Source organism: Varibaculum massiliense, from assembly GCF_900106855.1.
Taxonomy (GTDB): Bacteria; Actinomycetota; Actinomycetes; order Actinomycetales; family Actinomycetaceae; genus Varibaculum; species Varibaculum massiliense.
The window spans coordinates 267,809-291,297 of record NZ_FNWI01000004.1 but is presented as its reverse complement, the minus strand read 5'-3'; the positions used below and the strand labels follow the sequence as shown (position 1 = coordinate 291,297).

General features: G+C 52.4%; 19 protein-coding genes and 1 pseudogene. 2 read left to right on the top strand and 18 right to left on the bottom strand.

Annotation, left to right across the window (positions count from 1 at the left end):
- Positions 1-7: 7 nt before the first annotated feature.
- The 5 genes from BQ5456_RS01295 to BQ5456_RS01275 are packed head-to-tail and all read right to left on the bottom strand — an operon-like array spanning position 8 to position 5,227.
- Positions 8-1,366 (bottom strand): DEAD/DEAH box helicase, encoded by a 1,359-nt coding sequence (locus tag BQ5456_RS01295; protein ID WP_071128414.1) that lies wholly within the window; start codon positions 1,364-1,366, stop codon positions 8-10.
- Positions 1,347-1,733 (bottom strand): VRR-NUC domain-containing protein, encoded by a 387-nt coding sequence (locus BQ5456_RS01290; protein WP_328585294.1) that lies wholly within the window; start codon positions 1,731-1,733, stop codon positions 1,347-1,349. Before BQ5456_RS01290 ends, BQ5456_RS01295 begins: the two co-directional genes overlap by 20 nt.
- Positions 1,734-1,752: 19 nt before the next feature.
- On the bottom strand, positions 1,753-4,008 hold the full coding sequence (locus BQ5456_RS01285; RefSeq protein ID WP_071128412.1) for a phage/plasmid primase, P4 family: 2,256 nt from the start codon (positions 4,006-4,008) through the stop codon (positions 1,753-1,755).
- Entirely contained in the window at positions 4,008-4,448 is a 441-nt protein-coding gene (locus tag BQ5456_RS01280; protein ID WP_071128411.1) for a DUF7768 domain-containing protein, read from the bottom strand. The genes BQ5456_RS01285 and BQ5456_RS01280 overlap by 1 nt, the downstream gene beginning before the upstream one ends.
- Positions 4,448-5,227: a phage antirepressor gene (locus tag BQ5456_RS01275; RefSeq protein ID WP_071128410.1), complete on the bottom strand. Its 780-nt coding sequence runs from the start codon at positions 5,225-5,227 to the stop codon at positions 4,448-4,450. The genes BQ5456_RS01280 and BQ5456_RS01275 overlap by 1 nt, the downstream gene beginning before the upstream one ends.
- A gap of 473 nt (positions 5,228-5,700) precedes the next feature.
- Between BQ5456_RS01275 and BQ5456_RS01270 the strand changes: the two genes are divergently transcribed.
- Entirely contained in the window at positions 5,701-6,654 is a 954-nt protein-coding gene (locus BQ5456_RS01270) for an Abi family protein (RefSeq protein ID WP_071128409.1), read from the top strand.
- On the opposite strand, the gene BQ5456_RS01265 is transcribed toward BQ5456_RS01270, so the two are convergent.
- The 13 genes and pseudogenes from BQ5456_RS01265 to BQ5456_RS01210 form a co-directional block, all read right to left on the bottom strand.
- On the bottom strand, positions 6,651-8,621 hold the full coding sequence (locus tag BQ5456_RS01265; protein WP_071128408.1) for a DNA polymerase: 1,971 nt from the start codon (positions 8,619-8,621) through the stop codon (positions 6,651-6,653). The two genes, BQ5456_RS01270 and BQ5456_RS01265, sit on opposite strands and share 4 nt — an antisense overlap.
- 76 nt (positions 8,622-8,697) lie before the next feature.
- Positions 8,698-9,252 carry a DUF2815 family protein gene (locus tag BQ5456_RS01260; protein ID WP_071128407.1) on the bottom strand — a complete coding sequence of 185 codons (555 nt, stop codon included), beginning with the start codon at positions 9,250-9,252 and terminating at the stop codon, positions 8,698-8,700.
- 6 nt (positions 9,253-9,258) lie between these two features.
- A complete protein-coding gene (locus BQ5456_RS01255) occupies positions 9,259-10,416 on the bottom strand; it encodes a DUF2800 domain-containing protein (protein ID WP_071128406.1) in 1,158 nt (385 codons plus the stop codon).
- Complete coding sequence (locus BQ5456_RS01250; RefSeq protein ID WP_071128405.1) at positions 10,409-10,819, bottom strand: hypothetical protein; 411 nt, start codon at positions 10,817-10,819, stop codon at positions 10,409-10,411. Before BQ5456_RS01250 ends, BQ5456_RS01255 begins: the two co-directional genes overlap by 8 nt.
- Positions 10,816-11,061 carry a hypothetical protein gene (locus BQ5456_RS01245; protein WP_071128404.1) on the bottom strand — a complete coding sequence of 82 codons (246 nt, stop codon included), beginning with the start codon at positions 11,059-11,061 and terminating at the stop codon, positions 10,816-10,818. The genes BQ5456_RS01250 and BQ5456_RS01245 overlap by 4 nt, the downstream gene beginning before the upstream one ends.
- Before the next feature lie 5 nt (positions 11,062-11,066).
- Positions 11,067-11,807, bottom strand: a complete 741-nt coding sequence (locus BQ5456_RS01240) for a sigma factor-like helix-turn-helix DNA-binding protein (RefSeq protein ID WP_071128403.1) — start codon at positions 11,805-11,807, stop codon at positions 11,067-11,069.
- A gap of 512 nt (positions 11,808-12,319) precedes the next feature.
- Positions 12,320-13,918 (bottom strand): ImmA/IrrE family metallo-endopeptidase, encoded by a 1,599-nt coding sequence (locus tag BQ5456_RS01235; RefSeq protein ID WP_071128402.1) that lies wholly within the window; start codon positions 13,916-13,918, stop codon positions 12,320-12,322.
- The gene (locus tag BQ5456_RS01230; RefSeq protein ID WP_071128401.1) at positions 13,881-14,627 is read right to left on the bottom strand and encodes a M48 family metallopeptidase; all 747 of its coding nucleotides are present in this window, start codon (positions 14,625-14,627) and stop codon (positions 13,881-13,883) included. Before BQ5456_RS01230 ends, BQ5456_RS01235 begins: the two co-directional genes overlap by 38 nt.
- Positions 14,620-17,772 (bottom strand): type I restriction endonuclease subunit R, encoded by a 3,153-nt coding sequence (locus BQ5456_RS01225; protein WP_071128400.1) that lies wholly within the window; start codon positions 17,770-17,772, stop codon positions 14,620-14,622. The genes BQ5456_RS01230 and BQ5456_RS01225 overlap by 8 nt, the downstream gene beginning before the upstream one ends.
- The gene (locus BQ5456_RS01220; RefSeq protein ID WP_235858505.1) at positions 17,769-18,734 is read right to left on the bottom strand and encodes a restriction endonuclease subunit S; all 966 of its coding nucleotides are present in this window, start codon (positions 18,732-18,734) and stop codon (positions 17,769-17,771) included. The genes BQ5456_RS01225 and BQ5456_RS01220 overlap by 4 nt, the downstream gene beginning before the upstream one ends.
- A gap of 93 nt (positions 18,735-18,827) precedes the next feature.
- Positions 18,828-18,980 (bottom strand): annotated as a pseudogene (locus BQ5456_RS10710) (restriction endonuclease subunit S); the annotation flags it as partial.
- Complete coding sequence (locus BQ5456_RS01215; RefSeq protein WP_071128398.1) at positions 18,974-21,637, bottom strand: type I restriction-modification system subunit M; 2,664 nt, start codon at positions 21,635-21,637, stop codon at positions 18,974-18,976. The pseudogene BQ5456_RS10710 and the gene BQ5456_RS01215, both read right to left, overlap by 7 nt.
- A 25-nt stretch (positions 21,638-21,662) precedes the next feature.
- Positions 21,663-21,869 carry a type II toxin-antitoxin system Phd/YefM family antitoxin gene (locus BQ5456_RS01210; protein ID WP_071128397.1) on the bottom strand — a complete coding sequence of 69 codons (207 nt, stop codon included), beginning with the start codon at positions 21,867-21,869 and terminating at the stop codon, positions 21,663-21,665.
- Positions 21,870-22,552: 683 nt separating this feature from the next.
- Here BQ5456_RS01210 and BQ5456_RS01205 point away from each other — a divergent pair.
- Positions 22,553-23,437 carry a D-alanyl-D-alanine carboxypeptidase family protein gene (locus BQ5456_RS01205; protein ID WP_071128396.1) on the top strand — a complete coding sequence of 295 codons (885 nt, stop codon included), beginning with the start codon at positions 22,553-22,555 and terminating at the stop codon, positions 23,435-23,437.
- Positions 23,438-23,489: the final 52 nt, after the last annotated feature.

Sequence of the window (23,489 nt, the reverse complement as noted above, 5' to 3'; positions counted from 1 at the left end):
TTTTTCCTTATCTAGAGTGGTTTGCCAGTTGTGTTTTGATTGCCTCGATCAAGGCGCTCTGGGTGAGGTTCTTGGCGTCTAGGGCTGTAAGTACTGCTTCATCGAGGGTTTTTTCAGCGACCAGGTGAGTGATCGTTATTGGCTGGGTTTGGCCTTGCCGGTAAAGCCGGGCGTTGGTTTGTTGATACAGCTCCAGACTCCAGGTCAGGGAGAACCAGACCAATAGGTGCCCGCCTGCTTGTAGATTCAGGCCGTGGCCGGCAGAGGCCGGGTGAATCAAACCGATAGTGATCTCGCTATTGTTCCAAGCCGCTATATCCTCAGCGGTCTTTAGGGGCCGGGCTTGCGGGAAGCGCTCGATGATGCGTTCCAGGTCGTGTTTGTACCAGTAGGCAACGAGGAGGTTTTGCCCGTTCGCCGCCTCAAGCAAATCTTCGAGTGCATCCAGTTTCGCGCCATGAACAGCAATGACATCTCCGTTTTCGTCGTAGATAGCCCCGCTTGCCAGTTGTAGAAGTTTTCCAGATAGGACTGCCGCGTTAGCCGCATCCACTACTTGCCCGTCTAGCTCAATCACTAAATCCTGCTCTAGACGTTCATATACTGCCCGCTCCTTGCTAGCGAGTTTTACCTTCGTGGTTGTTAGCGTCAGCTCAGGCAAAGTGAGGTGGTCAGTGGTGCGCATCGACAATGTCATATCCGAGATCGCTTCATAGATCTCGTCCTCAGCACCTGCTCGCGGTTTATAGGTAAACACTTGCATGCCGGCCCGTTTATCAGGTACGAACCAGCGATCCCTAAACCGGGTGATATAGCGCCCCAGTCTGGTGCCGCCATCTAGGAGCCGGAACTGTGCCCATAGATCCATCAAGCCATTAGAGGCTGGGGTTCCGGTTAACCCAACCCAACGGGTTACATAGGGCCTTATCTTCACCAGCGTGGTGAAGCGCTTTGCACGGTGGTTTTTGAAGCTGGAGAGTTCGTCAATGACGACCATGTCGAAAGGCCAGGCCGCGCCGTAGTGGGCGACCAGCCAGGGGATGTTTTCCCGGTTGATCACCGTTACCATTGCAGATTTCGCTAACGCGTGAAGGCGGTCTTGTTTTGATCCGACGGCTACCGCCAACGTGAGCCCCGTAAGGTGATCCCACTTGGCTGCTTCTTGTGGCCAGGTATCGCGTGCCACGCGCAGTGGCGCGATTACTAGTACTCGTTGTACGAGGAAGTAGTCGAGGACAAGCTGCCAGATCGCGGTCAGCGCAATGACGCTTTTTCCTAAACCCATGCCTAAGAACACTGTGGCTTCGTCATGGTTGATGATGAAACTTGTTGCCTGGGTTTGGTAGTTATGCGGCTTGTAGCGCATTTGCCACCTCCGCAATCCCATCCACGCTGTCTACTACGAAGACTTGGAAGCCTTGATTTTGCAGCTGCTTGATACGGCGATTCTGGATTGGTCTAGGTTTGGCTCCTGGTGCTTTTACTTCAGCGAAAACAACTCGTCCGCTCTTTAGACAGATCCGATCTGGGACGCCAGAGACTCCGGGGCTGACGAGTTTCCAGCAGATCCCGCCGATGCTTTCGACTGATTTCTTCAGTTTGTTTTCTAGGTGTTTTTCTTTCATGTCACGTCTTTCATAAGATCTGTGACACTCGTGTCGGTCTGTCCCTAAAACCCTATATAGGACTGTATTTTTTATTTTCCTATAGAAAGGGCTAGTAACGACTGACACGACTGTCACTATTGGCCACTTACAGGTCGAATTCGCTGATCAAGGCGAGCCCGTCTACGAATCGTGCCCGAGCTGTTCGTCTCCGCTTATATCCGCTTTTATCGACGGCGGCATAAAAATCGCTAGTGGAGCGCACATACTCGCCCCTACCTATTGCCCAAGACCGGTACGCGTCGTAGAGATCCTTGGACTGCTCTGATAGGCCTTGACCTACCTGGCAGCAGTCCTCAAGGAAGTGAGCGAACCAGTCGTTAGCAGCCCGGTATGCCTCCGATGCGGCAACGACTTGTTTAGGTGGGGCCAGGTGGTAGTTCTCGGAGTGGATTAAGCGAGCACCTTCCATAATCCATGCCAGCACTGCTCCGCCTGCTTTGGCGTATAGATGGTCGGCATAATTTTTGATGTCCTGTTTTGGGGTGATGGTTTGCTCGAATGGAATCACAATTAATCTGCGCCAGATGCCGGTATCCATAGCTCCCACTCGCGGTAGATGGTTCGTGTACAAAACCAAGGTGTGGGAAGGGGTGAAGGAGAAGGGGTCTTTGTATTTCTTCTCTGCGGCGATCTTGTCAGTCGAAGCTAATTGTTTGGTTGATGAGGTTGATAGGCGCACGCCTTCATCGTTTTCGCCGGCTATCAATAAGCGTCTAGCCCTGGTTTCTGCCATCTCGTGTTTGGCGTTGTTTTTCTTACCGGCGATCAGCACTTCAGAGGAGATAGTCTCCGCGTATGAGCCCAACACGCGGGCGATGGTATTCCAGAAAGTGGATTTGCCGTTGTTTCCATCCCCGTAGGCGATAATCAGGGCTTCGATGAGGACTTTGCCGATTGCTGCTAGCCCGCATACCCTTTGCACATACCCAATCAACTCTTTGTCCCCGCCGAAAGTGACGGCGAGGCTGTCTAGCCATATCTGCATCCCCTCATCGGATGGGTCAAGGGCAGTTTGTTTAGTCAACATGTCAGCGGGGCTGTGTTCGTGCCGGGAGGTATCGCGCAGATCAAAGGTGGCGCTTGGGGTGTTGAGCAGATAAGGGTCGGCATCGAGCACCTGTGGGTTAATCAACGCTAACGGGCGTGCTTGGCGCATGACCGCCAAGATTGTGCGATCTGAGCGGCACTTGTATATGAACTTTAACCATTCTTGCGCTGCCATCATTTCCTGGTAGACCTGGGATTGCTCCCGGGTGAATGCAGAGAGGGCTTTGGTCTTGCTCATCGCTACCAGCATTGCTGTTACTCCCAGCCGGCTTGCTTGCTGGGTGGCTGTATCCAGTTCTTTTTGGGCTTGTTCTATTTGCCGGGAGGTGAGTTCTTGGACAACATGCTGGGCTTTAGGCTCGTTTTCCTCCCATACACCCTTGTCGTAGACCATCCACGCGGTAGCAGGCGAATAACAAATCCGGTCAGCATACTCACCAGCAAGAATCATCGCCTGACCAACATCGGTAAAATCATCAGGGCGCAGACTGGTCAGCTGCTCATAAACCTCCGGCGGCACATAACCGGGCTCGGCGGCAACCTTGGCAGCGAACTTACAGGCGCTATCCCAAATCAGGCCCAACTCTGCATCTGGTAGTGGCGGGTCACAAAGGGTGGCTTTACGATCAAATAACTCCCTTGCCTGGGCGGTGTTGCCGTAGCGGATCAAGACCTTGCCCGCGAAGCGAGAGAGCGTGGCATTACGCGAGCCCTCGCCGATAGCAATCGTTGCGGCATCGAAGGCGGCAAACATGTCCTGTTCATCAGCTGCCGTGATCCATTCATCCAGTAGCTGTTCACCCTCGAAAACATGCACTTCGGCGGTGGGGTTGCCGTAGATGAACCTGCCAGCGTCGAGTGCGTTATGGTCAAAGAAATCAAAACGAGCAGCCAGGTGTTTCTTCATCCCTGCATACTCGCTAGCGTCGCTAATCTTGTTTATGGGGTAGTAGACATGGAAACGCGGCCTAGCCGACTCGCTGCCCTTGATTCTCATATGGTTGCGGGAGGTTGCGGTCATAAACTCGACCCCTGCCATCACCTCACCCAACGATTCGGGCGTGACCCATTCGTCGGGGTTTTCGCTGTGGTCGTTGTCGATATCCATCACCACGCAATCCGAAACCAGGAAGTTCGCGCTCGAGCGATGATTATTCTTGTAGGTGGCTGCGACATGATCAAAGCGCACCGTCATTTCTAAGTCGGGTCTGCTGGTGATCTCGTGGCGGTTAGGGTAGTGGCTGTTGGTTTGCTTGCCTGCCATGTCAGTGGCGTAAAGCGTGAAGGGATGCATCAAAAGGTAACCTCCTGGAAATCAGCGTTGAAATAGTGGATGGGTAGTTCAAGTTCGCGGGCCCACTCGATCTCGGCGCGCATACCTCGGCTAACGTGGCCGGTGTAAACCCACATGGCCTCACATTTGCTTAAAAGTACGCGGTTAAACGCCATGGCTAGTTCTCGCTCATCAGGGTCGGTATCATCCATGAACTGCGGGAAGAACAGGTGTGAGGCTAGCGGGATCTGTCCAGCGGCTATCGCGAAGGCGCAAAACTCCCGCGCTAAAGCCTGGTTCTGGCGGACATTGCCGGAATAAGGAGAGCAGATATATGTAAGCGGGCGAGCTTCGCATTCAGCTCCTTGGATCTTCTTCAAAGCCTTGTAGCTGGTCGGGTCAGCATAACCGTGGGCATTTGTGCGCGAGAGCCCAACGACTTGATCTGTTGTAGCGCTCATCAGGCTTCCACCTGCCCTTCGCGTTCAATGACTGGCAGAATCCCGCAGCGGTTTTTGAGCAGGTCATAGAGGAAAAGCCGTCCAGCTTGGGTCCATTTGGTATGCATCCACACGTGACCGTCCTTACTGGTTCCGGTCTCAGACTTCGTATAACCGTTAGCGGCATGTTCTTGGTAGAGTAGCCACTGGTCGCCCTGCTTGTACTGGATACCAAGATCATGAAGGAGCTTGTTGAGGCGGCGTGCGCTCATCCCGTAGTCTTTAGCAATCTTAGAAATCGCCACCGTACCCGGAGCGCGCAGAACTTTCTCGTAGTACGACAACTTCGGGCTAGCCTCAAGGAGAAGTTGGGCTTGGGCAAGATTTTGTGCCTCTAGCTGTTCCCCGCGTTTTTTCTCGGCGATAAGAGCCTGCAAAGCAGTCAGCAGCATTTCAGGGTTTTCAGCAACATCTGAAATCGCATACAAGCCGTGCTTGCGGATGGCCGGGAGCACTTCGTGGGTGATCCAGCGCTTGAATGCCCGAGCTTGGGGTTTTCGGCATGCCAGCACCAGCGAGTACAAGCCTGGCTCGTTAACGCACCAGGCAGGTCCACCGGATAACCCTAAGTTGAACTTAGCCTTCTCATCCTTATCGAGACGGCTTACCGTTACAGTGGGGTTGGCAAGCTCTAGGGATGCGCAGACATCGGCAGCGACAAACCATGACTGGCCATAGTTTTCGATAGTGCGGATCTGGCCGAACTGGTTGCTGGTAAAGACTTGTAGTTGCTTACCCATGGGGGTCTCCTTCCTGAGAGCCCGAGGTAGGTAAAATAGATGCGCCGGCGGCGCGAAAAGAGTAGGGCTCTTACCCGACTGCCGACGAACCCGAAAGTGTTAAATCAAGCTGTCATGCAACTGCCACGACGGGCAGCGGAACCAGAAACGAATAGGGCATATACGTTGTAGCGATGCTGGGTTTATCCCGTGGAACAATCCCTGACCTATTGGCTTGATCAGGGGCGTGAAAAATATTGATAAGCAAAGCGCGTGAACTAGAGCGCGCGACGGCGCAGCAGTATCTAGGAACAGCTCTATGGTTGCGTTCGAGAAATACTGGTCGCAGACGGGCTGGGTTTGCTACAGACACAAGATGTTTACTGGTTGTTATTTTCGTTGTTCTCGCTTAGAATGGTGGTATCAAGACCGGTTCCGCCCGTGAGGGTCCAGGGCCGGTCCTCATTGTTTCTACGGCCGAGTAGGAGTTGGTGATGCCACAGTCTCTAGATGCTCCTTTGGCTAAGCAGTTCAAAACGCATGGCGAGCAGATAGCTTTGCTGCGTGAACGCGGCATGCTAATCGAATCTGATTCTGAAGCGTGCTGGCTACTCGAACAAGTGAATTACTATCGTCTTTCGGGATATTGGTATTCATGGCGCAAACTGTTAGCACCTGGAAAACGCGCTGATAGTTTTGTTGCTGGCACGACCTTGGATGATGTAGCTGCCGTCTACATGTTCGACTGCAAGCTTCGTGAGATTGTGTTTGCCTGTCTTGCTCCGATAGAGCTTTCGGTGCGCTCCATGCTTGGGCACGAACTCGGTCGCATCGACACTTTCGCGCATCTACACCCAAATGTTCTCGGGCCGCTAGCACAAGCATCCGACGGCGAGGGGTCGTCTGCCGGGTACCAAAAGTGGCTGGCACGTTACGAAAAAGAACTACGTGCATCGCGCGAAGACTTCGTTGCTCACCACAATAAAAAGTATGGTGGCAAGCTTCCTATTTGGGCTGCTGTAGAAGTGATGGATTGGGGTTCACTGACCTACTTGTACCAGTTAGCTCCCATCGGTGTGCGAGACACGATCGCGGCTCGCGTAGATTTGACTGCAGCCCAATTCGGTTCGTGGTTGAAGGCGCTAAATATTTTGCGTAATTATTCAGCCCATCACGCGCGCATGTTTAACAGGGTTTACACCATCAAGCCCCGGTTACCTAGAAAAGGCCGCCATACCGAACTGGACATGATTGCAGGCGTGGTAAACCGCACTTTCGGGCAGTTAACTTTGATTCAGTATCTTCTCGTTCGCCTAGACCTAGGGAACACAACTCGTCTTCCTAAACTCCTTGAAAAGTACCCCCAGGCTAAGCCGCTACCGATAAGCCACCTTGGCATGCCCGATAACTGGCAAGAAAATCCTCTCTGGGCAACCCAAACCGTCTAGTCTTTGCGGTAGTAGGCGCACTCGTATCCGTCTGCGGTCAAGGGCAAACCTTTAGCCCAACCTGGCAGGCGTGACATCAGCTGGCAGGCGTCTTTTACCGTGAAGCCGGAATCTAGAGGCTCGTCGATGACGATTTCGTCGTGAACATGCATCACAATCTGGCGGCCGGATTCAGCAATGTTTTTCATACCGTTGACGAGTAGGTCGCGGGCTATGGCTTGAACGATATTCTCTGTGAGTTTGCCGCCATAGGTTTCCAGGCGTCCCCACTTGCGTCCGCTGTTGATTCCCCAGTAGGTGATGGAGGTGCCACCGAACCGGTTTTGACCCAAACCTGGTTTCACGTATGCCAACCTTCTACCGGACGGCAAGGTGATGAACAAGATGCCCGATTCGAGCGTGAAGGTGAGATTACCAAGCCGAACAGGCTGTCTAGTGGTGATGGCTTTGAGTGCTGCGTCTTCTACTTCTTGCCACAACCAGACGATATGGGGGTTAGCTGCGCGCCAAGCGTCCACGATGGGTTTGAGCTCGTCCTCGGCCAGCCCCATGCGCAGCGCGCCCATTGCTTTAAGTGCACCGACGGAGCCGCCGTATCCGCAAGCCAGTACCGCTATTTTGCCTTTTTGTCGTAGCTCGCCGTTTGGCCCGTGTTTTTCAACTGGAACTTTGAACATGCGACTAGCAGTCTCGCAATATAGATCCTTGCCATCACGGAACGCCTCGAGGGTAGATTTCTCACCTGCGAGCCAGGCAATCACGCGGGCCTCAATAGCGCTGTAGTCGGAGACAATAAAACGGTTACCCGAGGTGGGTATGAAGGCGGTGCGAATCAACTGAGAGAGCGTGTCTGGTACCGAATCGTAGAGCAACTCCAGCGCCTCAAGATTCCCGGTCCTTACAAGGGTACGAGCTTCATCGAGGTCAGGCAGATAATTGCGAGGTAGATTCTGCACTTGAACTAACCTGCCTGCAAAACGTCCGGTACGTCCTGCTCCATAAAACTGCAGTAGCCCACGCGCCCTGTCATCGGTGCCTGCCACGTTTTGCATGGCCTGATACTTCTTGACGGAAGATTTTGCGAGATCCCCGCGCAGCTGAAGTATTTCTTTAACTACCCCAGTAGCGTCCTCGAGGGCGGTTGCCACTTCAGCTTTCGTAAGCGAATCGAGAGGGCAACCGTTTTGGGTCAGCCAGTCTTTAAGCTGTATCGGGCTATTCGGATTCTCCAAACCAGTCAGCTCTTGGGCACGAGCCAAAGTGGCATTGCGGTGTTTTGCATCGAGGGTAACGGCGGCATCCACGAGGGTCGTATCGAGCTTGATCCCAGCATCGTTAATGCGCTGATCCAGGGCATAGGCTTTCCACTCCTCATCCGGTACGGGAAACTTTGCCAGGCGGGTGTGGATGGCTTGTTCTACTTCCACGTCGCGGCGGTTATATTCCTTGAATGCCTTCCAGCCTTCCGGATCTAAGGACGGTAGATTACGCCGCGCGCCCTTGTTAATCAGGTTTGGGGTCGCTGGCGTGCAGAACTGCTTGATTAGTTTCTTACCGGCCGCGTCTTTCTTCACCGGCAAGTCAAGGACGCGAGCTACTTGGTCTAGGCTCATTGGCATCCCAAGATATGCAGCCCATACCATGGAGCAGCGCCACTGAGCAGGATCCAGGAAACTGCCTTCAGGTAATAGTTCTGGGTGGTAGCGGTGTAACCAAGATGAGAGGCAGATGCGTTCGAAGGACGCGTTGAACGCCCACTTAACCACACCAGGATCCACCAGAGCGGCAACTATCTCATCGGGTAGTTTTTCTCCGCTCGCCAGGTCAACCACCTGCACTGGGCCATCATCTACGGCATAACCAAACAACAGAATCTCAAAGTCTGGGTGAGCAGCATAGGGGTAGACCCCAGTCTTGGAGAGATTAAGGGGGCTGTAAGTTTCCAGATCAATACTTAGATATTTCAAGGTTTTATCCTTCAAAATCAGGTGTGGTGGGCAGCAACCATACAGCTACTGCCCACCACTAATATGTACTTACCAGCTAGTTAAGGAAGTCCTCGTTAGCAGTGGAAAACGCAGCGAAGTCTTCCTCAGCGCTGACATGTCCGCCACCGAGCGGTTCACCATCCCTAATCTTTTGGACATTCCCCAGTCCGCAGGCGATTCCCTTATTGCCATTGGTGTTGAAGGCATAGAAAGTAATACTCGCGCGGGCGTAACACCCGGAGTAGACCTGGGAGCGATCCAAGATTGGGGAGAGCGACTCGTCTACCACTTGAGGTGGGGTAGTGGAGTTAGCGTTAACAAACATCGAGTTCGCGTAAGCTTCGTCATCGCGCTCTGTATCCCCGTCACGCAACGGTAACTTCAGCGCAGCCTTATTAGGACGTTTACCCCCGAACTTGGCTATGCCTGCTTCAATGGCTGCATCGATAGCGGCCTCAATCTTCGCCAACGTCACTTTGTCAGACTTCGGGATAATCAGGCTTACCGAATATTTCGGTTTGGATCCTTGGATGGATTTCGCCTCGAAAAGATTCGCGTACGAAAGACGTACTTCGCCGGTGATGACTCGAGTTGGATTCTTTACTGACATGGTTATTTACCTACTTTCTGTATTTTTCTTGGTTTCAATTTTTTGAAATTCTTCAGCCGCGCTGAGTGCTAGCGCGGGTCGTTTATCGGTTTCAGGCACCAGTGCAGGTTTACCGGGCGGCTTGATAACCAAATCTCCAAGGAGTTCGCCAAAGCGCCGCTTACCCAACTGTTTCTCCAACGCCGTAATCGTCTTGAGCTTGCGCTCAAAAATGTCGTTAATCCCGGCAGCCTGGGCTGTCTCCACGACTTTTATCTCGTCGACGTATTTGCGGATACTTCTGCCTTCGACGAGTTTGAAACCGGCCCAGGTCTTGCCTTGATTGACCGCAAGGGACAGTGCGTAGGACTCTACATCGGATGCCCATTTCTTTAGCTCAGGTAGTTTCGCGAGTACCTGGGCAATCTCCGCATCAGAGAGTTGGGGTGGGGGAGCGAACTCGAGTTTGGCTAACTCCAGATTCTTTTCGGCTCTCGTGCGGCAGGTAGGGGCTATTTTGCAGAACCGACACCAGCTACCTGCAACAAAAGAGCCTTCGCCTTTCGCAGCCAGCTTCGCTGTAGGGCGCACAACCTCTTCAGCCCAGGTTTGAAGATCAGCTACGCTGACATGCCAGGTCGCTACGTTGGAGCGTCTGGGCTGGAAGATCGTCACCGCAACCTCTTCAATCTCGTAAAGAGCATCGAAAGCATGAAGCGCACCGATGGCATACAGCGAGAGCTGCGGATTCTTCTCAGCCTCAACCAGTACGCCTTGCCCGTACTTGAAATCAATAATCTGCAACAAAGGCTCGGCAATAAGCACGCAGTCCCCGGTACCAAACCCGCCAGGCACCAGATGAGAGAAATCCAAACGCTGCTCGACGAGCGCAACCGGATCCTTGCACGTCTTGCGCGCCTCACGCAGGCGCTCTTGCACGAAAGCAAGATAATCGTCGGTGAGAGTCTCCATTTCACTGTCAATCCAGGTGGACTCTGGTTTCATGGTTGGTGAAAGGTTTAGGGCGCGGCGTAGCTTCCACTCCGCCAGCGCGTGAGCGATGGTGCCTTGTTCGGCAGCAGCCGAAGTAGAATCCGGCAAGCCCACCTCCACTAGGGCTGATGGCGGACAATTCAGCCACCGGTGCGCACCAGAAGCCGATAAGAGGGCATGTTGCTCAGGCATCAGCAAGTCCCTTCGCCCGCGTAAGCAACCACCCATAATTAGCTGGATCTACTTCCGAGAGACGATCAGCCCCCGCATCCACAATCAGCTGACGCACCTGCTTGGTCAGTCCTTGACCGGAAAGATCAGAAAGAACCGCGCGTACATCCTCAAGTGAAAGCGCCAAATCTGGAGTTTCAACCTGAGCCGAATCCTCTGCTTGCGCCTGGTTATGTTCAGCTGCTGCAGCCTCAAGGGATGGCTGAGCGAGCTGGGCAGCAGCAATAGGCCGCGTACCTGGCATGCCGGCATGATCCTCGATGCCTTGCCAGGCAGCCGATTCCACATCAGCCGCTAGGCTAGTAACCAGCTCGGCAACACGATTAAGAGCAGCAATAACGTTGTTTGCTTGCGTGATGTTCACTTCGCTTCACCGCCTTTAACCACACCGACAGCTTCAGCTAACGCCATCAAAGAGTCATCGGGTTTTTCACGAATATTAATCTCGTCAACACTGTCGCCAGGGACGATGATCATCATCCTGCGCGGAGCACCAAACAAAATCCGTGCTATTCGTTCGCGTATTTTTACGATTTTGGTGCCAACGATTCCCGGATCGGCCGGGATTCGATTAGCGATGGAAAGTCTTAAGCCATGAGATGTCATGATTGCTAATCACCTTGCCTTTCAGTTATGGGAGCCGCCTGATTGGTATCTCCCTCTAACTCACTGCCGACCGGGTGCAAAGTGTTAAATCCGCTCTCCGCTAGCGCCTTGCGAAGCATCGCGAGAGCCTCTTTATAAAGCTGGGAAACCCGGGCTCGAGTAAGACCAAGCGCACGAGCCACGTCAGCTTGAGAGACTGGCTTGCAAACATAGGAGTCAGAGGTTTCTGTGCCGGGCTTTTGGCCGTAATCATCTGGATGCATCAGGTCAATGACCTGGCGATGCTTACCAGTTAAGTGCTCACGCGCCACCCTCAGGGCATCAAGTAAAACTTGGGAATAAGCATCGGCGTGCTCTAGAAACATTTGGTTCTCAGCAGAGCATGAGGCAGCTTTTCCATCACGGTTTTCTTCCATCGCAGTATCGAAAGACTCCGGAAACGATTCCGGTGCTCTGCAGCCCTGACGTTTCTTGCAGCCATGACCACAGGTACACCTCTTGCGACCTTTGCCTCGATCGCCACGCTTCGCACCGTGGGCAACCGATTCCTCTGCCCGCCACAACTCATCGCAAATCTCCTGCGCACTGCGGGGCGCAACCTCGTTGAGTGGCAACCCCTTTTCTTGGGCTCGTCGGCGACGGTCAGTATCAATCATCACCGCGAAATCACCAGCATCAACATCAAAATTCGCAACCTGACACTCGTTCTTAAACGTATTTACTTCAAACTTGAGTACGACCTTCACGGTCTCGTCTCCATTTCTTCGGCATGACGCCGAGGTATGGAGACCTGTCGGTGGGTGGGAATCTGTGGCGGTTAAGCGAAAACAAAACGAGCCACCCGACCAGCCCAGCTAAGGGGCGGTCAGGTGACCCGTCGAGCGCTTACCGAACAGGTCCCACTAGCGAAAAGTAGGTGTGCTTACAACCAGGAATGCACAAGTCCTGGAGGGTGTCCCACGTGCGAGGTGGGTTCCCATGAGGTGATTCGGCTGCGTTGGCCACCGCAGTACGTCCGAACTCATCCGTCTTCCTTGACATCCACTTTTTTCGGATATCAAGAGCAAGAAGAGTGCGTTGAGGCGGTGCGCGAACCCTTGGTGAACTACTCATGTAACTGAGGATGCTTGCTTTTGAGAGGTATATCCTGACTTGGCAAGTCAGACTAAATTGCCTGTTCAGACGGTTTGTGTGGAGTGTTAGGGCATGAAAAAAGCCCCTTTCGGGGCGTTATTCTGACTTTCGGAGTTTTCGAGTTTTAGTTGGTGCGGGATTTGCTTCCGAGTAAGTCAAGACCGTGGGCCTCTAGGATGCCGTTAGCCTCGTGAATCGAGATACCTGGGAAGCGCTCAAGCATGAATAGATAGACGTTGTCTGGGGAAATGTCCCGGTTCAGGTGGATTCCCGACTTTTCCATTAGTTTGGTGGTGGCGTGGGCATTCAAGCCTAGGCCAACAGCGATCGCCATGAGCGTCTCTCGCTTCATCGTGGTCAGTTTGTCGTGCTGAATCTTGTTGAACAGCGCGTCGTAGAGGCCGGTACGTTCCGTGAAAGTCTGCGGGTAACGGATACCTCGATACTCAAGGAGATCAGCAATGACTTGGCAGAGAGACGCGCGGCGGTTGCTAATGATGTCACCAAGCTTGCCAGCTTCTTCAAACGCGGCACTCATTGTCTTGGCTGCTGCTGCGTAGACTTTCTCATTGTCATGATCGTCAGGTGTTGCCTGGTGGGTGGGATCGATATAGATGATGCGCTTGTCGACCCCGTGTCGGTGTTCTAAGTGGAACAGGGAGTCGAGATCTTTATCGAGACCGACATAGTCTTTGGTTGTGACCGATCGGATGCGCAAGAAAGCTTTCTTGGGGCTCTTCTTCGCAGCTGGCTTAAGCCGGTAAGCGCCACGGGTATCGATACGCACATATTTGGTGGCGTTTCTAACAAAGTAGCCTTCAACAAATATGTAGTCGCCTGCTTGTACCCATTGGCGTAAGCGGGGATTTTGACTGAGCAGGACGGCAGCTTCAGTGTGGGTGATTGCTATGAAGTCCTCTGTACCTTCGCCCATGAATCTGTAGACCAGGTCATACTCGGGAAGTTTCGAGATGCGGTTCTTTAGCCCCACTTCGAGGAGTCGGTATTTCACCGCAGAGCGGGAGACCTGGAAGAGGTCAGCAAGTTGATCCAAGAAGGCTCCACAATTCACCTCAGGAGAGGAGTCCAAGATGTCGGTGGCCGCCTTGGTGAACGTGGGCTTAGGCATGAGGACTCGTGGCGCTAGGCGGTGAGCCTGCCACTCGAGCCACTGCAGCTCGGTTTCCTTTCGCCTAGACTTTTCCGAAGGCTCGAAAAATGTCGTGGACACCCGAGATTTCATCGGCTCCATGCCTTCATCGACACTAGGGAGTCGCGCGTGGTGGATTTGGAAGAATGTGCGATCCTTCTCCCAGTGCAGGATCTCGTGCATGAGAGCGTTACGTCGCGCTCCTTCACCCATCGACCACTCTGACTGGGGATCAATCACAATAGTACCTGCCGGGTAAAACGTCTGAGTGTACTCACCGGTGGTGGGCTCATAGGTGGTGACCTCACCGTCAACAAGTACACAGCAGGCAAACACATCTGAGCTCGCAGATAAGCAAGCCTTTTCTATCCGCAGACCACTTTCTTCGACAAGTTCATCCACTGGGATAGCCATCGGCGTTTCGAGGGCGGGTGGGTAATGCTCGGAGAGATACTTTTCGGCATAGTCGTCTAACCGGTTCTTGCCCAGAATCAAAGCGCCGGTTCGTGGGTTAATGTCAAATACATCAGAGCGACTACGCGTCGTTGTTGGCAACTGATGTTTCTCCTTCATTGATGTAGTCCAAGGGCATCTCCTTCAACGCCTTGTCGGCTTCTCGCCAGTTCGGGCAGTACTTTTCCACCAATTCGTGAAACCGGTGCGTGTGGTTTGGCTCAACCAAGTGGATCAATTCGTGGATGAGCACGTAATCGAGACATTCAGGTGGCTTCTTCACCAATTGGAGGTTAACCCAGATGCGGCGTTGCGGAATATTGCAGGTTCCCCAACGCGTTTTCATGTTCTTGATCCGAAAATCGTCAGCCTCGATTCCAGTAATCTGCACACAACGCCGAGTAGCAGACTGAAGCACCCGACGAAGCTCTCCCCGGTACCACTCCGTCATGACGCGCTCACGTTGCTCGACCGTGTAACCGTCTGGAACCTTCATCACCAGCTTGTTAGCCTGCTTCGTGACCGATGTACGTGTTCCTTCGTAGACCACTTGCAGTCGGTAGGGCTTGCCCCAGAGGTAGTGAGCTTCGCCCGAGACATAGGTTCGTTCTGATTGCCGAGGCTGTGAACGCATCCGTTCTTGACGCACATAAATGTCGGGTAGCTTTGATAAAAGAAAGTTAGAAAGCTCTGCGTTAGTCACATAAGACGGTGCGCTGACAGTAACCTGACCATCCGGAGGAAGGATACGCAAATACACGTTCTTCAGGTTTTGTTTGCGAAGCACCGTCACAGGAACATTCCCGATTTGAAGCTCCTCTTTAGTCATCGAAATACTCTTCCTGCCTAGTTGCCATCTCGTAGACCTGGTCGACAAGATTGTCGATCTGATCCGCTGGGCACCCATATTCCCTCAAAGTGTCGGCAATAGCACGCTTAATGCGCTGCTGTTTTTGCCTGTTTGCCAACCAGCCAGTTTCGAGAGATTCGATGATTCCATAATGCAGGTCAAATGCAAGGTCACCTAAGTCAGCTTCACGCAGTGCGTCCTGTTCACCGACGAAGTCATACATCGCTCGGCCTGCTTGAGTGTCCCGGATCTGCTTTGGGTAGTTCTCAGTTTCTTCCGGATTATGAATGCGCCGAGCAAGCTCAGTAACTTGACGCAGGTATTCGGCATACGACAGAGCGCCAAGGCGACGCTCGCCAATGATCTTCTTCAACAGCTCAGACATTTTGCCGTAATAGGTCTGGTTCATTGGCATTTTGCGAATGATCTCGCTGGTCAAGTTCGCATCAATGATCTCTGCTTTGGCATTGTCGTCCCCGGTGACAGTGCTCAAGATTTGGTCAACCGGAGTGGTCGAGGCATTGTTCAGCAGCAATTCGACTAACGGGGTGTCGTCCAGCTTAGAGACGAGCGTGCTGTCTTGCGCGGTCACGTACGTGTCCAAGATGAAGCGCATGTCTTCTTGATAACTACGCAGGTCGATCCAGTCTTGGGCAGCCAACATGACAGCATCTTTCAACTGGTTGTAGTTATGCACATCCGCCCGAATCTGCTCGACGTCCTGTGACGTGTAATCGAAGTCTTCAACGAGCCGGTCTGCACAATCAGAGAAAGAACGTGTCAGAGCCGAGACCAGGCCATAGAAGGTATTGCGTTTACGAGAATCAGCGTCCGCTTCGTCCTCGGCAGCAGGTGGCTCACAGAAGAACTGAATGTGCGCAGCATCGTCACGCGGAGCAGGAACTTCAGATAGAAGCTGGCGCAGCGAGTCCCGCGCACCTTCCATCTTGGCTTTCGCCTCAAGAGCACGCTGCTTGATCAGCCCTTCCACATCTTCGGGGGCAAAACCATCGAACGCTTCGCTCGTATAGTCAGCAAACGCGGACTGCACGGAACGGAACAAGTCCTTGTAGTCCACGATGTAGCCATAGTCCTTGGACGGGTCATCAGGACGATTCACGCGACAGATCGCCTGGAAAAGGTCGTGATCCCGCATTGACTTGTCAATGTACAAGTAGGTAGCGCTAGGCGCATCAAAACCAGTAAGCAGCTTGTCGACAACAATCAACAACTTCATCCGAGCGGGCTCGTCCTTAAACAGGCGCTTTGCCTCGTCCTCGAAGTCCTTGACTGATTTGCCATCAAGCATGCGCTCATAGATACGCTTTTTGTACTCGTCCTCGCTTTCCTGATTTGGATCAGTCGCAGATGTGCGAACAGATGCGTCGGTCGGCTCATACGAGGTAACGACAGCGCAACGCTTGAAGCCGCTCATCTGGAAAAGCTCCCAGTAGCGGCATGCTTGGTAGATGCTGCCCGCGACGAGCATGGCGGTGCCACGATCTTGTTTAAGGCGCGGCTTGGTCTGCATGTCGAAGATGACGTCGGAAACTATCTTCTGCAGGCGCTCTTTTGACGAATAGAGCTTGTTCAGTGTTGACCACGAGGCCTTCAGCTTGTCTTTTGCCGTCTCGGTCAGTCCAGCAGTGCGACTGTCGAACCACTGGTCAACCTTTGCTTCATTGGACAGCTCTTGATCAACGTCACGTGCCTCATAGCGCAGATCAAGAATAACTCCGTCAGCAACACCTTCGTTGAACTTGTAGGTATGAATATAAGGGCCGAAGACCTCTAAAGTGGTCTTTTTGTCTCGCTTCAACAGTGGCGTGCCCGTAAAACCGATAAGTGTCGCGCCGGGCATGAGCTGCCGAACTGCCTCGTGTAGCTTCCCTGAATTGGTGCGGTGTGCCTCATCTATGAACGCGACGATGTGGCCCTTCGCCTGGTAATCCGACGGCAGACTATCCAGCAGCTCTCGCCGATATGCCTCAATGTCCGAGTTCTTGCCAGCACTGTGGCCGTACTTGTGGATCAGAGAGCACACCACCCTATCCTCTGACTTATTCAGGATCTCCCGCAGATCTGCGCCACTAGTAGCGCGGCGAATCTTCTCTCCGACGTCAAAGAACAAGTCCTGGATCTGTTTGTCCAGCTCATCGCGGTCAGTGATGATCACAACGCGAGAATCGTCAATGCGTTCGATGATCCACTTGGCCAGCCAGGCCATGATCAGCGATTTTCCCGAACCCTGTGTGTTCCAAATGATGCCGCCTTCAGCGCGCTCGATGAAGGGACGAGTTGCTAGGTTAGCAAAGAACTGATTGGGGCGGGGAACCTTCTTGATTCCAGCATCGAAAATGATGAAGTCGTGGATGATCTGAAGCAGACGGCGCTTCTCGCACAACGAGATAACGCCATGTTGCAAGGGATTCTTGGCCTGGTCGTGTAGACGGCATACCTCAATGGACGTTTCGTCCAAGGCCTTGGGATCCTCACGCCACTGGAGATAGAACTTCTCAGGTGTTTCGATGGTTCCGTAGAAGAGACCCTGAGCCTCATTACCGGCAAACAAAAGCTGCTGAGTGGTGAAGAACCCAGAAATATACTCAGGTTTTTGGTTCGTGATCAGCTGGCGAATGCCTTGGGAAGCCTCCACGCAAGACTTCTTCAACTCGAACGTACCAAGAGCAATCCCGTTCACATACAACACGATGTCAGGTCGTTTAGACTTCTTACCAGTCGTGTAACGAACCGTGACCTCTTCGGCGACGGCGAAGTGATTGAGCTCGGGTTGTTGCCAGTCGATGTAGTGAAGCCGCTTATCCTTTTGCCCGGACTCGCGATAGGTGATGCCGTAGCGCAGGAGCGAATAAATCTTCTTGTTCAGCTCGTAGAGCGAAGAGACCCGATCCTCAGTCAGATCCTTCAGCTCCTTGATGGCCTTAACTACAGCAAGCCTCGGATAACCCCGACTGTACAGGTAGCGCTCTAGACGTTCTTCGTCAACAGGCTTATTTGACTGATCATGCAAGTTCCCAAGGTATTCGTAGCCCAGCTCGTTGATCAGGCAATCCTTGATCAGTCGCTTCTGCGTATGAAACTCGCTACTCACTACGACGCTCATGCCGCTTCCTCCTCAACAGGCAGGCGCACCCGCCCAGTCAACAAGTCATCCATTGCACCCAGTTTAAGCGCCTCAATCTTCGACCGTTCTGCTTTTAGCACGCTAATCTCCTCGTCCATACTGAAGAGTGATTCTGCGATCATCCGCTGCTCAGTTAGAGAAGACGGAATCTTAAAACTGAACTCTTTAAGATCCTTCTGGTAAAGATGCTTAATGGTCGATCCTGCAGACAGAGCCTCAATAAAATCTGTAAAAACTGAAGATGAAAGTACCCAATAAAGGTAATCGCGTCTAAGATTTTCATTTGGCCTGAAAACGAAAACACCACTGTTTAATGTGGCGGGCTTATCCAGTTCAGGGACGAGAGCTACTTTGCCAATTGTGCCATCCTTGGTAACTAAAACGTCACCAGATTCGACTTGGATAAAAGGGTCTAACTCAAACCGTTCCCGGTCAACAAAGCTGATTTTATCGAGTGAAATAGTCCCCGAACGAAAATCTGTGCCACCTATAAGGTAGCTATATCCCATAGGGAGGTATTCTTCCGCTTTTAGACCTTGCCAACCTATCCTGGCTTTTGGCGTGATGGAATCACCGAAGCTGATTTGCACCCAAGGATCTCTTGAATCAGAGATGCGAGTATCACCTGTAATCAGCTGATCCAATGCTCCGTCGCGGATCGCCTTCTTCTTCACAATCAGTTCATCCAGGTTCGCCAAGTGCTCATCAAACCCAGACAACACCCCAGCAATCACACGTTGCTCATGCAGAGGAGGTAGAAGAATCTCTGTACTAAGGATTAGATCATTGTAGAGCCTATTGATCGTTGTTCCTTCCATGCCTTTCCATGGAAAGCTATCAAAGACATACATGAGGAACTTGTTGTCGACAAGGGACTCGTCAGTATCCAGCCAGACAATATTTGAATCTTGGAAGTAAGAGGGTTCCCCTTTGTACTCCACAGTCCGCCCTACGGTCCCGGCCGCAGAGATGAGGATCTGCCCACGTTTTGGGTACGAATACTTAGACCGGTACTCTTCAAAAAGCCGCTTTGAGATAAAAGCGTCGGGCGCTTTCCCAAACGTTCCAATCTTGTAGAAGGGAATAGGGCCGATCTCATTAGTTTGATCTTTAAAGATTCGCCGACACATTTTCACGGACCCCAAGTCGCTTAACGTGCAAACCGTCCAATTACTAGGAACTACCATGTGTATCCCATTTTCTTTAGGCTATTCAAAACCGACTCGCGAGAATAATTAACTGCGGTTTGGATGCGAGGCAGGGTACGTTCGTAGCGTCGGGCGACGTTGGTGATTCGCGTGGCGTAGGCGTTGACTTGTTGATCGAAGAGACTTTCTATTTCGGATGCCAGATGAACCAACCATTTGCGGTCGAATAGCAAGTGCTTGATCTCGTCTTCAGTAAGTTTGTCATATTTCGCGATTACCTTCTGATCGAGTTGTTCGCGGGCTTCCTTGGCTTGCTTCTTCAGAGCCTTGATCCGTTCCAGTTTGTTCCGATAACCAGTTAGGGCTTCATATTCGTCTTTGTAGGCTTCCGGTACTGGCGTGAATGATGCTAGTTGCTGGCGTGCTGCCGTGAGTTTCGTCTTGATTGGTTTTCCGGTCTTGCCATATAAATCGAGGTCTGCGATGTCTGGATGCTGCTTGAGCACCCAACTGACACGTGTGTTATGTTTTGCGGCAAGGTGTTCGAGTAACTCATCCAGGATGTTGAGTTGTGCTGATGTTTTCATACTGTCGAGAATTTTGAGGCGAGCGGTGAGCTCCTTTTCCACGACTTTCCCTGTGTCACTGAGCACTTCGGAAAATGGGGTATCTTCTTCAGACTGGTCTTCCAGTAGTGCCTCTAGTTCGGCTTCGATGTCGAGAATTGCTCGGTTGAGGTTGGCTAAGAGCGTCTGCGTTTCGGGATAGTACTCTGCCTCGATGAGTGTTGCCGGGATGAGAATTCCTTCGAAGCTCTCAACTTTGCCAGTATCGGTGTTTTGGCTGCTGGTGCTCTTCTTGTGGGTGTAATCGACTTCATGGCCTGCTTGATATCCGGAGGCTTTGATGATGTAGATGTCGTCTTGCAGGAGTGCGTTCCAGTAGTTCATCAGCACGTCGAAAACATCGAATGGGTCGAGTACTTTCGCTGCTGCATAGTGTTCAAGGAGTTCCTGCCCGATCTGACGGATCATCATACGTGGGTCTGTGTCGCTGCCCACGTCAAGAAGTGCTGGCCTAGCGCAGGCTTGTGCCCACGCATCTAGTAGCGCCGAGGATTCGATAACCTTCTGCGCAGCCAGGCTCTCGTCGGTCGTGATTTCTGCCGCTAGTTCATCCGGGGCGTGAAGGAGTGAGAACCTGCCAGATTGTTGTTGGGAGAACAGGAGTTGCTTCAGGTTGGGTGCTACTTGCCACAGTTCATCCAGGGAGTCGACGTCGTCAGCTGGGATTCCGCCTTGAAGGTGGGCAGCGATGTCCTGTGGGAGCTCGGTGTTTGAGCGTTGGATGTAGCGAGGGACGTTTAGGTTGCCGTCGTTTTCCTCGAGGATTTCGTCATAGCCGACCATCCGGGAGTATCCGTCATCCTCGAGGCGGTTATTGAATGTCAGAACGATTCGTTCGATGTCTTGTTCGCGGAGCCGGTTCTTGTTGCCGTCTTTCTTGCAGCCTTGGCTGGCATCGATCATGAAGATGCCCTCGTGTTCGTCCGCGTCCTCCTTGTCGACTATGACGATGCACGCGGGGATACCAGTGCCGTAAAACAGATTCGCCGGCAGGCTAACGATGCCAGTTATGTACTTGCGTGCCAGGACTTGCTTGCGGATCGTCTCTTCAGAGTTTCCTCGAAACAAGATGCCGTGCGGCATGATAATCGCTGCTTTACCGTCCTCGGTCAGTGATTTGAGCACGTGCAGGAACCAGGCCCAGTCGCCGTTCTTTTCTGGCGGTATCCCATACCCATCGAACCGGTGGTAAATATCGTTTTCAGGCGTGATGCCGTCAGACCATGACTTATCGGAGAACGGCGGGTTCATCACGATGAAGTCGAACTTGCGGAGGTGCCCGTATTCGTCGAGGTATTGGGGAGACGTCAACGTCGAGTGCGTTTTGATTTCGCCGGTGCCCTTTTGGTGAAGCACCAAGTTCATCTTCGCCAAACCAGCCGTCGAGTTGTCTTTCTCTTGACCGTAAATCGACACGATCGCATTGCCTTGACGGTTCACTGGAGCCTCATCGGCTGCCCGAATCAGCAGAGAACCGCTGCCAGCAGCAGGATCATATAGAGTCCATGGGCGGCCTTTGCGGGGCTGGATTTTTGAGATTCCTAGTAGCCGCGCCATGGTTCGGGACACCTCGGACGGGGTGTAGAACTGACCTTTGCTCTTACCGGATTCTTGAGCAAACTTCATCATGAAATACTCGTAAGCATCACCGATGATGTCATCGCCACTCGCGCGGTTGGTCTTGAAATCAATCGCCGGGTTTTCAAAGACCGCAATCAGATCAGTGACCTTGTCCACCAGCTCCTTGCCTCGCCCGAGCTCGTCCTCATTGTTGAACGAAACGTCTGGTAGCGAACCTTGCAGTTGGTTCTCTTCTAAGAAAGCGGACAGGATCTTGTCGACGCGCTCACCGATATCCTTCTTTCCCTTCGCGGCAATCAGGTCATCAAACGATGCGCCTTCTTCCACGATGAAATCGCCGTAGCGCTGACCCTTGTACCGGTCGGACACGTACTTGAAGAACAACAGGGTCAGCACATAGTCCTTGTAGCGAGCAGGCTCCACCCCTCCACGAAGCTTATTAGCTGCTTCCCACAGCAACGAGTAAAGCTCTGTCTTTTTCACTGCCATCCAAAATCCCTCGTAGAAAGTAATATTAGTAATCAGTGATGTCTATGCCGGCCTTCATCAACCGCTCATACCGGTCAATCGACATCAACACCGCCATGGGTCTGCCATTCTTCAACACAAAAGCCGCCTCATCTTCCTCGGACAGCTTCGTGATGATCTTCGATGACTGGCCACGCAGAAAATCCGACATGTTATAGAAATCCATCGTCGTCTTCTCAGGTTCCGCTTCCATTCACGCCTCCCTCACCTAAATAAGAAGGTAGTTAAGTTAGCGACCCTAAAAGTCATTACAATCCTCACTATTCTACGCAAACAAAGAGGACTGTGGAAAGAGCAACGCCCCCCTTAGTTGATACCCGCTAACGGAAACCGAAAGCCACACCCCCTGAGCGCCAAGAGCTAACCGGAGTTAGGCTTGAGAACGGCCCCAGAACGGGAAGAAGTGCAACCTGAGACCGAATGAACTTCCCTCAGAAACAATAAAATCCCTGTTCAACAAGGATTCTTAATCTCAAGCAGCTGTTATCAAATCCGACGTCTTAATATCCACTTAGACGTCGGATTTGATAAGTACCCTTTTGCGTTAGCGAGTATCGCTTAGGGGGGTGTGAAAAATCGTCTGCGTTAGCGGGTTTGGGTTTTGCGTTAGCGAGTATCGTGTTTTGCCGGGGCGAAGTTTAACTGAGTGAAGTAATTCCTGACTGCAGTGATTCATCTGAATCATGATTTCCCCGTCCTGGGTTTGGTCGGAGCCGAACTCGTACCACATTTACTCGTACCAAAGTCTTATTTGCGATGTACTTTGGGGCGGCAGTTCGGCTCGTTGTGACGATGTATGGCGGGAAGTCGCGAACTTAGAATGCTTAACAGGTCGCTATTTGTAGGCGACTAGTGGATTCTCTAGGAGCGCTTGGGATGCAGCATCGAAGAAAACGCAGACGCCTTGGCTGTCTAGTTTTGACAGTCGCCATCGTTGCGATGTTCACCGTTTCGTCGGTGGTCAAGGACGCGCTACAGCATTTCGCATCGCCCTATAACTCCGAGAGCGTTTTCGTTTATAACTTGTCAGATCAGGTTGAAGTGATCAACATCCAGGGCGATAAGAAGAGGGCTCCGGCGTCTTTGGTGAAGATTGCGACCGTTTATGCCTCATTGCAGCACTTGGAGGATTTGTCAGTATCTGCGCCAGTAGATCAGGCATCGTACGAGTTGGCTGTCAGGAATGACCTTGCCATGGCTGGTTTTGTTCCCGGGGAACGGACGACATATCGGGATCTGCTGTATGGGACGATTTTGGCTTCTGGTGGGGAAGCAGCTAATGCGTTAGCCACGAATGTGGCTGGTAGCTCTGAACTGCTGGTTCCTGACATGAATCGACTTGCTAAAGAACTCGGGTTACGTAATACCCGGTTCACCAACGTGGAAGGTCGAGACGAGTTCGGTCAATGGATGTCGGCCAGAGATATTGCCTATTTGACTGAAGCTGCGCTACAGAACGGGCATTTTCGTGTGCTTTTCACCACATCGACGTTCACAACAAGCAACACGTCCGTGCATCCGAGTGGAATCCGACTTGAACATTCGGTGTTTTCCAAAGTCAATCTCGCACCGGGAAGTGACTTTCGCATTCTCGGCGGAAAATCTGGAACGACAAAGAAAGCCGGATTGTGTTGGGTCGTGCTCGCTGAAAAAGCAGGAAAGCAGTACGTCATCGTCACGATGGGTTGTCCTTACGACGACATCAACAACCCGGGTGATGGGCATATCCAAGACACTCTACGTATCTTGCGAGATCTATGACTCGATGAGGAGCTACCAGGAAAACGGGCATATCTGGCTGTCACACCGGAGA

What these genes read in the sequence shown, in the direction of transcription:
- BQ5456_RS01205 (WP_071128396.1), top strand. Translation starts at nt 22,553, where the DNA reads ATGCAGCATCGAAGAAAACGCAGACGCCTTGGCTGTCTAGTTTTGACA.
- BQ5456_RS01270 (WP_071128409.1), top strand. Translation starts at nt 5,701, where the DNA reads ATGCCACAGTCTCTAGATGCTCCTTTGGCTAAGCAGTTCAAAACGCAT.
- BQ5456_RS01210 (WP_071128397.1), bottom strand. Translation starts at nt 21,869, where the DNA reads ATGGAAGCGGAACCTGAGAAGACGACGATGGATTTCTATAACATGTCG.
- BQ5456_RS01295 (WP_071128414.1), bottom strand. Translation starts at nt 1,366, where the DNA reads ATGCGCTACAAGCCGCATAACTACCAAACCCAGGCAACAAGTTTCATC.
- BQ5456_RS01280 (WP_071128411.1), bottom strand. Translation starts at nt 4,448, where the DNA reads ATGAGCGCTACAACAGATCAAGTCGTTGGGCTCTCGCGCACAAATGCC.
- BQ5456_RS01245 (WP_071128404.1), bottom strand. Translation starts at nt 11,061, where the DNA reads ATGACATCTCATGGCTTAAGACTTTCCATCGCTAATCGAATCCCGGCC.
- BQ5456_RS01225 (WP_071128400.1), bottom strand. Translation starts at nt 17,772, where the DNA reads ATGAGCGTCGTAGTGAGTAGCGAGTTTCATACGCAGAAGCGACTGATC.
- BQ5456_RS01260 (WP_071128407.1), bottom strand. Translation starts at nt 9,252, where the DNA reads ATGTCAGTAAAGAATCCAACTCGAGTCATCACCGGCGAAGTACGTCTT.
- BQ5456_RS01275 (WP_071128410.1), bottom strand. Translation starts at nt 5,227, where the DNA reads ATGGGTAAGCAACTACAAGTCTTTACCAGCAACCAGTTCGGCCAGATC.
- BQ5456_RS01215 (WP_071128398.1), bottom strand. Translation starts at nt 21,637, where the DNA reads ATGGCAGTGAAAAAGACAGAGCTTTACTCGTTGCTGTGGGAAGCAGCT.
- BQ5456_RS01230 (WP_071128401.1), bottom strand. Translation starts at nt 14,627, where the DNA reads ATGACTAAAGAGGAGCTTCAAATCGGGAATGTTCCTGTGACGGTGCTT.
- BQ5456_RS01285 (WP_071128412.1), bottom strand. Translation starts at nt 4,008, where the DNA reads ATGCATCCCTTCACGCTTTACGCCACTGACATGGCAGGCAAGCAAACC.
- BQ5456_RS01255 (WP_071128406.1), bottom strand. Translation starts at nt 10,416, where the DNA reads ATGCCTGAGCAACATGCCCTCTTATCGGCTTCTGGTGCGCACCGGTGG.
- BQ5456_RS01235 (WP_071128402.1), bottom strand. Translation starts at nt 13,918, where the DNA reads ATGAAGGAGAAACATCAGTTGCCAACAACGACGCGTAGTCGCTCTGAT.